The following is a 7,356-nucleotide window of genomic DNA, read 5'->3' as shown; positions in this document are numbered from 1 at the left end:
CGATCGGCGTCGCGCGCAACTGCGGGCGATCCGCCGCCACCATCGCGGGTGCGACGGCGACGCCGATGCCGCGCTCCGCGAAACGCAGTGCGGCGTCCATCTCGGCGCCGGCGACGACGACCTCGGGGGTGAGGCCCTCCGCCGCGAACGCCGCGTCGACCGCGGCGCGAACGTCGTAGCTCTCCGCGAACATGATCTGCGGCACCTCCGAGAGGCGGCGCAGGGTCACGGCTTCGCCGGCCTTCGCGCCGGTGTCGACGAACGGATCCGGGAGCGCGGCCGACGAGACCGCGACGAGACGCTCGCTCAGGATGGCCTCGCGATCGAGTACGGCGCGGGCGGCTCCCGACGAGACGCTCGTGACGATCAGCACCAGATCGAGCGCGCCCTCCATCAGCGCCGAGATGAGGGTTCGGGAGCCGCGCTCGAGAATCTCGATGTCGATGCCGGGATGGGCCTCATGGAACTCTGCGAGCGCCTCGGCGACGAGACTCGTGCAGAGCGTCGGCGTCGCACCCAGCCGCACCCGCCCGCGGCGCAGGCCGACGAGCTCGGCCATCTCGTCCCGTGCGGTTTCGGCGTCCGCCAGCATGCGCCGGGCGATCGGCAGGAGGTGTTCGCCGGCCGCGGTCAGGGTCACGTTGCCGCGGGCTCGGTGGAAGAGTTCGACGCCGAGCTCCCGTTCGAGGGCGGCGATCTGCCGGCTGAGCGAGGGCTGGGCGAGGTGCAGGCGATCCGCGGCGCGCGTGAAGTGGCCGAGGGCTGCGACCTCGACGAATCCGGTCAGTTGCTCGAGGTTCATGTCGATAGCGTATCTGCATCGTCAGCATCCGATCTATTCATTAGAGTAATCGTCGTGCGATCCCTAGCGTGGTCGGCATGAGCATCAACGCATCCGAACACGTCTCCGCACGCACCGAACGACTCCTCTCGACCTCGGTGCTCGTCATCGGCACGGGCGGAGCGGGGCTCCGAGCCTCGATCGAGCTCGCCGAACGCGGCGTCCAGGTGCTCGCGGTCGGCAAGCGGCGCAAGCACGACGCCCACACGACGCTCGCCGCAGGGGGGATCAACGCCGCGCTCGGCACGATGGATCCCGAGGACAGCTGGGAGCAGCACGCGGCCGACACACTGCGCGAATCGTACTTCCTCGCGGATCCGGCCATCGTCGAGATCGTGGCGAAGGGCGCGGCTCGCGGGATCGAGGATCTCGAGCGGTGGGGCATGCCGTTCGCAGGGGAGGCCGACGGCCGCATCAGCCAGCGCTTCTTCGGCGCGCACAAGTACCGCCGCACCTGCTACGCGGGCGACTACACGGGTCTGGAGATCCAGCGCACGCTGTTGCGGCGCGCACGCGAGCTCGAAGTACCCATCGTCGACACGATCTACATCACCCGCCTCCTGGCCGATGACGGCCGCATCTTCGGCGCCTACGGCTTCGACGTCGTCGACGGCACGCCGGTCATCATCCACGCGGACGCCGTGATCCTGGCCGCCGGCGGTCACAACCGCATCTGGCGCAACACGTCCTCGCGACGCGATGAGAACACCGGCGACTCGTTCCGCCTAGCCGCGCTCGCGGGCGGCAGGATCCGCGATGCGGAGCTCGTGCAGTTCCACCCCTCGGGCATCCTGGAGCCCGCGGACGCCGCCGGCACCCTCGTCTCCGAGGCCGCGCGCGGAGAGGGCGGCATCTTGCGCAACGCGCTCGGCGAGCGCTTCATGGAGAAGTACGACCCCGAACGGATGGAACTCTCGACCCGCGATCGTGTGGCGCTCGCGAGCTACACCGAGATCATCGAGGGCCGCGGCACGACGAACGGCGGCGTGTTCCTCGACGTCTCGCACCTGCCGCGCGAGACGATCTTCGAGAAACTTCCCCGGGTCTACCGCACGCTCATCGACCTGCAGATGCTCGACATCACCGAGGAGCCGATCGAGATCGCGCCGACCGCGCACTACTCGATGGGCGGCGTCTGGGTGCGCCCGGAGGATCACGGCACCGGGGTGGCCGGACTCTACGCGATCGGCGAGGCCTCCAGCGGTCTGCACGGAGCGAATCGTCTCGGCGGCAACTCGCTCATCGAGCTGCTGGTCTACGGGCGCATCACCGGCACCGACGCCGCCGACTACGTTACGAACCTGACGAGTGTCTCGCGCTCGCACGAGGTCGTCGCCGAGGCGCGCGCCGAGATGCAGGGCCTGCTCGCGAGCCGTGGCACCGAGACCCCGCGTCTGCTGCAGCGCGCACTGCGCGACCTGATGACCGAGCACGCCGGCGTGGTGCGCAGCGAGGCCGGTCTGACAGCAGGCCTGCGGCAGCTCGATGAGATCGAGGCGCGCGCGGCGGGCCTCGGCGTGCATCCCGATATCGCCGGCTTCGACGACCTCGTGCACGCCTTCGACCTCTACGGCTCGCTGCTGGCGGCTCGGGCGACGCTCGAGTGCGCCAGGGAGCGCCGCGAGACGCGCGGGTGCCACAACCGCTCCGACTTCCCCGAGCAGCGCGAGGAGCTGCGCGGCAACTTCGTATGGACCCCGCAGAGCGGCCCCGTGTTCGAGCCGCTGCCGGAGGCGCCTGCGGCGTTCGCGCACCTCGCGGAGGAACGGATCGACGATTCCGTCGCGGGCAAGCTGGTGGAGTAGCCCTCGGCCGACGAAGGTGAGCCTTCCCTCCCTTGCGCCTGCGGCGTATCGGAGTAGCGTGGAGTCAACGCCGATGCGCTCTGCCGCATCTCGGTGCGACGATACGAACGGAGCGGAACCCATGACTGTGACGAAGAAGACCTCGGTGACCGTCGCCAAGGGCGAACTCGATCGACCCGCTGGTGTGGCGCGCTACCTCGCCCCGGTGGTGCGCGACCTCGTCGCGCTCGCCGTGAACGGCAAGCAGGCGCACTGGCATGTGCGCGGCGCCAACTTCATCGGCGTGCACGAGTTCCTCGACGACCTCGTGGACCACGCGCAGGAGGGCGCGGATACGGTCGCCGAGCGGATCGTCGCGCTCGGTCTCCCGGTCGATGCGCGGATCGGCACGGTCGCGGCGAAGACCAGCACGCCGGAGATGAGCGACGGATTCCAGGCGTCAGTGGTGACGGTGGCCGAAGTCGTTGCGCAGCTCGACGCCGTGATCGAGACGATCTACACGGCGATCGACGGACTCGACGACATCGATCTGCCGAGTCAGGACATCGCGATCGAACTGGCCCGCCAGCTCGACAAGGATCGCTGGTTCCTCTTCTCCCACTACGCGGACTGAGCGGCCGGCGCCGACCGATGATCCCGCGGTCGGTCTACGCGGACTGGGCGCGGTACTCGGCCGCTGCCGCCCAGATCTCGGCGAGCTCCGACTCCACGCGGCTCCAGTGGTCGCGAGCGGCCGGGGATCCCTGCGCGCCGGCCCACAGTGCGATGTGACGACCGCTGAGCGGATCCCCGCGCAGCCACTCGTCCAGCCACGCCTCGACGGCGTCGACCACGGCGCTGCCGTCGGGTCCGCCCGGCCGGGGCGCGACGCAGGTGACTCCGACACCGGTCGGGACCGGCAGCTCGATGGGCTCGGCGGACGCGCATTCCACGAAGACCCGCCCGTAGGCGGTCGGCGGGAGCTGGGCGCACCACTCGCGGAGAACGGGGAGGTCGCCGGCGTCACCGGCCGCGAGCACGCAGTCCAGGTAGCTCGGGTCGATGAAGATGAGCTCATCCTGGGCGCGGTCGTCGTGGTTCACGCTTCCATTTTAGGCACACCTCAACAACATCGGATGAATCTTTCGGAGAAAGTTCAGCATTGCATCCGAACGGGTCGCGAAACGGTGCCCTGACGGGACGCCGGATAGCGACGGGCGACGGATCGAGCGGAGGGCGGCGGATCGCCGCGTCACCGGGGCTGGGGATCCAGACCGGCCTCGATGAACGTCTCGACCCGCTCCGTGTGCGGCGCGAAATCGAGCATGTCGGTGTGGAGCCCGAGGTCCCGGTCCACGTGCAACGCCATCGCATGCGCGGCATGACGGACGTCGCGCTGCTCGATCGCCTCCAGCACCGCTCGATGGTCCAGATGCATGGTCTCGACGGTCGTGCCGAGGAACACCAGGCCGCGGTCGCTCGCGCTGCGCAGAACGGCCATCACGCCGGAATAGAGTTCGAGCAGCAGCTTGCTCCCGCTCGCCTCGACGATCAGCCGGTGGAACGAATCGGGCCGGTCGATCGCGATGTGCCGATCCGCCTCCTCGGACCGCGACACCAGGCTGCGCTCGTACGCCGCCCGAAGCGCGGCCGCTTGTTCATCGCTGCGATGCACCGCGGCCGACTGCGCCGCTTCGATCTCGAGCGAGCGCCGGTAGATCAGCACCTCCTCGAGATCCTGATCCGCGAGGAACTCGGTCAGCAGCGAACTGACCGGGGTGCGCGCCCGGACGAACGTGCCGACGCCGGGAACGGTCTCGAGCATGCCGAGCGTCGCGAGCGAGCGCACCGCCTCGCGCACGGTCGACTTGCCGACGCCGATGAGCTCCATGAGCTCGGGCTCCTTCGGGATGAGCTCGCCGATGGCCCACTCGCCGCTCGTGATCCGGGCGCGGAGGAAGGTCAGCGTATCGCGCGCCTTCTGCGAACCGCTCTGGAATGATGGCATGCGAACCTCGGCCGTTGGAGTGTGGAGCCCCCGTGCAACGGGCCGGACGGGGTCTCCTCACTATAGCGAACGCGCGGCTGCGCGTGCCGCGCCCGGGAGCGCCGCGACGATCCGCTCCACGGCCGCGTCGTCGTGCGCAGCGGTGACGAACCAGGCCTCGAACGCGCTCGGCGGCAGGTTGACGCCCTGGTCCAGCATGGCGTGGAAGAACGCCCGGTAGCGTACCGTCTCCTGCCGCTGCACCTCGGCGTAGCCCCGAGGAGCGGCGGCGAACTCGCCGAAGAGCACGCTGAAGAGCGTGCCTGCCCGCTGCACCCGGTGCGGTACGCCGGCTCCGTCGAGGGCGGACGAGACGGCTCCCGCGATCGCGTCCGCGGCTGCGGCGATCCGGCTGTAAGCGGCGGCATCGGCATGTCGCAGGGTCGTCAGGCCGGCGGCGAGGGCGACCGGATTGCCCGAGAGCGTTCCCGCCTGGTAGACGGGGCCGAGCGGGGCGAGCAGATCCATCAGATCGGCTCTCCCGCCGACCGCGGCGAGGGGGAGTCCGCCGCCGACGACCTTGCCGAACGTCAGGAGATCGGGGGCGACCGGGTCGCCCGTCCCGTCGCCGCGCAGCTCGTCGCCGAGGACGCCCAGGTAGCCCGAGGGCCCCGCGCGGAAGCCGGTGAGCACCTCGTCGAGGATCACGAGTGCGCCGTGACGGTGGGCGAGCTCGATCATGCTGCGGGTGAAGCCGGGCTCGGGCGGCAGCACGCCCATGTTGGCCGCCGCGGCCTCGGCGATGATCGCGGCGATCCGCTCACCGTGCTCGGTGAAGGCGGCCTCGAGGGCGGGCAGATCGTTGTAGGGCAGGACGAGGGTCTGTGCCGCGGTCGCCTCGGTGACTCCGGCGGATCCAGGCAGCGACAGGGTCGCGAGCCCGGATCCGGCCTCTGCGAGCAGTCCGTCGGAGTGTCCGTGATAGTGCCCGGCGAACTTCACGAGCAGCGGACGGCCGGTGGCCCCGCGCGCGAGGCGGATCGCGGTCATGGTCGCTTCGGTGCCGGTGGAGACGAGACGCAGGCGCTCGACCGCCGGCACGCGGGAGATGATCTCTTCGGCCAGCTCGGCCTCCGCGGGCACGGATGCGCCGAAGCCGAGACCCCGTTCCGCCGCGCTCTTCACCGCGTCGATCACGGCGGGATGGGCGTGCCCGAGCAGGGCCGGTCCCCAGGCCGCCACCAGATCCGTGTACTCGTTGCCGTCCGCGTCGGTGACGTAGGCGCCTCGGCCCGAGACCAGGAAACGCGGCGCCCCGCCGACGGAGGCGAAGGCCCGTACCGGCGAGTTGACACCCCCGGGGATGACCCGGCCCGCGCGCGCGGCGAGCTCCTCGCTTCGCGCTGTGCTGCTCCGCGTGCCCGCGTGCCGCCCCGCGCTCACTTCAGCCATCCCGCGAGCTCGACGGCGAAGTAGCTCAGCACGGCATCTGCTCCCGCACGTCTGATACCGGTGACCGTCTCCTCGATCACGCGTCTCCGGTCGATCCATCCGTTCGCGGCGGCGGCCTCGATCATCGCGACCTCGCCCGAGACCTGGTACGCCCAGACCGGAACCGGACTCATCGCGGCGACGTCGGCGAGCACATCGAGGTAGCTCATCGCCGGCTTGACCATCACGATGTCTGCGCCCTCGTCGAGGTCGAGGGCGGCCTCGCGCAGGCCCTCGCGTCGATTCGCCGGATCCTGCTGGTAGCCGCGACGGTCCCCGACGAGCTGCGAATCCACGGCCTCGCGGAACGGCCCGTAGAAGGCCGAGGCGTACTTGGCCGCGTAGGCCAGGATCGCGGTGCGCTCGAAGCCCGCGCCGTCAAGGGCGCTCCGCACGGCGGCGACCTGCCCGTCCATCATGCCCGAGAGGCCGAGCAGCGCGGAGCCGGCCTCCGCCTGCGCGAGGGCCATCGCGCAATAGCGGTCGAGCGTCGCGTCGTTGTCGACCTCCGGCGACCCGCCGTCGGGGGCTTCGGCGAGCACCCCGCAATGGCCGTGATCGGTGAACTCGTCGAGACAGAGGTCGGTCTGGACGACGAGGGCGTCGCCGACTTCTCGGGCCAAGGCGCGGGTCGCGGCGTTCAGGATGCCGTCTGGGTCGTCGGCGGCGCTGCCTCGCGCATCGCGGGCGGCCGGCACGCCGAAGAGCATGACACCGCCGATGCCAGCCTCCGCCGCCTCGGCAGCGGCGCGGACGAGCGAATCGATCGTGTGCTGCTGGACGCCGGGCATCGACGAGATCTCACGGGGCGCGGCGAGGCCCTCGCGGACGAACATCGGGAGGATCAGCTCGGCCGGATGCAGTCGGGTTTCCGCCGTCAGTCGGCGCATCGCCGGGGTCGATCGCAGGCGGCGGGGGCGGATGACCGGGGTCATGCGTGGGCTCCTTCGGTGGGTGCGGATAATGCCTCCCCGAGCGCGTCGAGCAGCCCGGGAACGGTGTGGACGGCCGATACGACCGCGGCGCGCAGCCCGTGGGAGGCGAGCGCACGTGCGGTGGGTCCGCCGATCGCGGCGAGCCGGGTGCGCGGCGGGATCGGCGCGAATCGTTCGGAGACCTCGTGCGCGGCGGATCCGCTCAGGACGAGAAGCGCATCGATGCGTCCCGCGGCCACCTCCGCCTCGACGGCCGGGTCGCGTGGTGCGGCGACCGTGCGGTAGGCGCCGACTCGCTCCGGGCGGTGCCCGGCGGCA

Annotated in this window: 8 protein-coding genes; 2 read left to right on the top strand and 6 right to left on the bottom strand. The window is 70.8% G+C overall.

What is annotated here, in order from left to right; all coding sequences use genetic code 11:
- On the bottom strand, positions 1-802 hold an 802-nt coding region (locus ACFPZL_RS08130; protein ID WP_382335068.1), incomplete at its 3' end, for a LysR family transcriptional regulator.
- A 77-nt stretch (positions 803-879) separates the two neighbouring features.
- On the opposite strand from ACFPZL_RS08130, the gene ACFPZL_RS08125 reads away from it, so the two are divergent.
- Both ACFPZL_RS08125 and ACFPZL_RS08120 read left to right on the top strand, forming a co-directional pair.
- Positions 880-2,646 carry an FAD-binding protein gene (locus ACFPZL_RS08125; RefSeq protein WP_218114801.1) on the top strand — a complete coding sequence of 589 codons (1,767 nt, stop codon included), beginning with the start codon at positions 880-882 and terminating at the stop codon, positions 2,644-2,646.
- Positions 2,647-2,767: 121 nt separating this feature from the next.
- Entirely contained in the window at positions 2,768-3,259 is a 492-nt protein-coding gene (locus ACFPZL_RS08120) for a Dps family protein (protein WP_218114800.1), read from the top strand.
- A 34-nt stretch (positions 3,260-3,293) separates the two neighbouring features.
- Here the strand turns inward: ACFPZL_RS08120 and ACFPZL_RS08115 are convergent, their stop codons facing one another.
- From ACFPZL_RS08115 to ACFPZL_RS08095, 5 genes are all read right to left on the bottom strand, one after another.
- A complete protein-coding gene (locus ACFPZL_RS08115) occupies positions 3,294-3,728 on the bottom strand; it encodes a siderophore-interacting protein (protein ID WP_218114799.1) in 435 nt (144 codons plus the stop codon).
- Positions 3,729-3,877: 149 nt separating this feature from the next.
- Positions 3,878-4,633 (bottom strand): FadR/GntR family transcriptional regulator, encoded by a 756-nt coding sequence (locus tag ACFPZL_RS08110; RefSeq protein WP_218114798.1) that lies wholly within the window; start codon positions 4,631-4,633, stop codon positions 3,878-3,880.
- A gap of 60 nt (positions 4,634-4,693) precedes the next feature.
- Positions 4,694-6,064 carry a glutamate-1-semialdehyde 2,1-aminomutase gene (locus tag ACFPZL_RS08105; RefSeq protein ID WP_218114797.1) on the bottom strand — a complete coding sequence of 457 codons (1,371 nt, stop codon included), beginning with the start codon at positions 6,062-6,064 and terminating at the stop codon, positions 4,694-4,696.
- The gene (gene hemB / locus ACFPZL_RS08100; protein ID WP_218114796.1) at positions 6,052-7,038 is read right to left on the bottom strand and encodes a porphobilinogen synthase; all 987 of its coding nucleotides are present in this window, start codon (positions 7,036-7,038) and stop codon (positions 6,052-6,054) included. The genes ACFPZL_RS08105 and hemB overlap by 13 nt, the downstream gene beginning before the upstream one ends.
- A partial coding sequence (locus tag ACFPZL_RS08095; protein ID WP_382335065.1) for a uroporphyrinogen-III synthase occupies positions 7,035-7,356 on the bottom strand: 322 nt, incomplete at its 5' end. The genes ACFPZL_RS08095 and hemB, both read right to left, overlap by 4 nt.

Origin of the sequence: Leucobacter soli (assembly GCF_042659205.1) — a bacterium.
GTDB lineage: Bacteria > Actinomycetota > Actinomycetes > Actinomycetales > Microbacteriaceae > Leucobacter > Leucobacter soli.
This window is presented reverse-complemented; position numbering and strand designations above follow the sequence as displayed.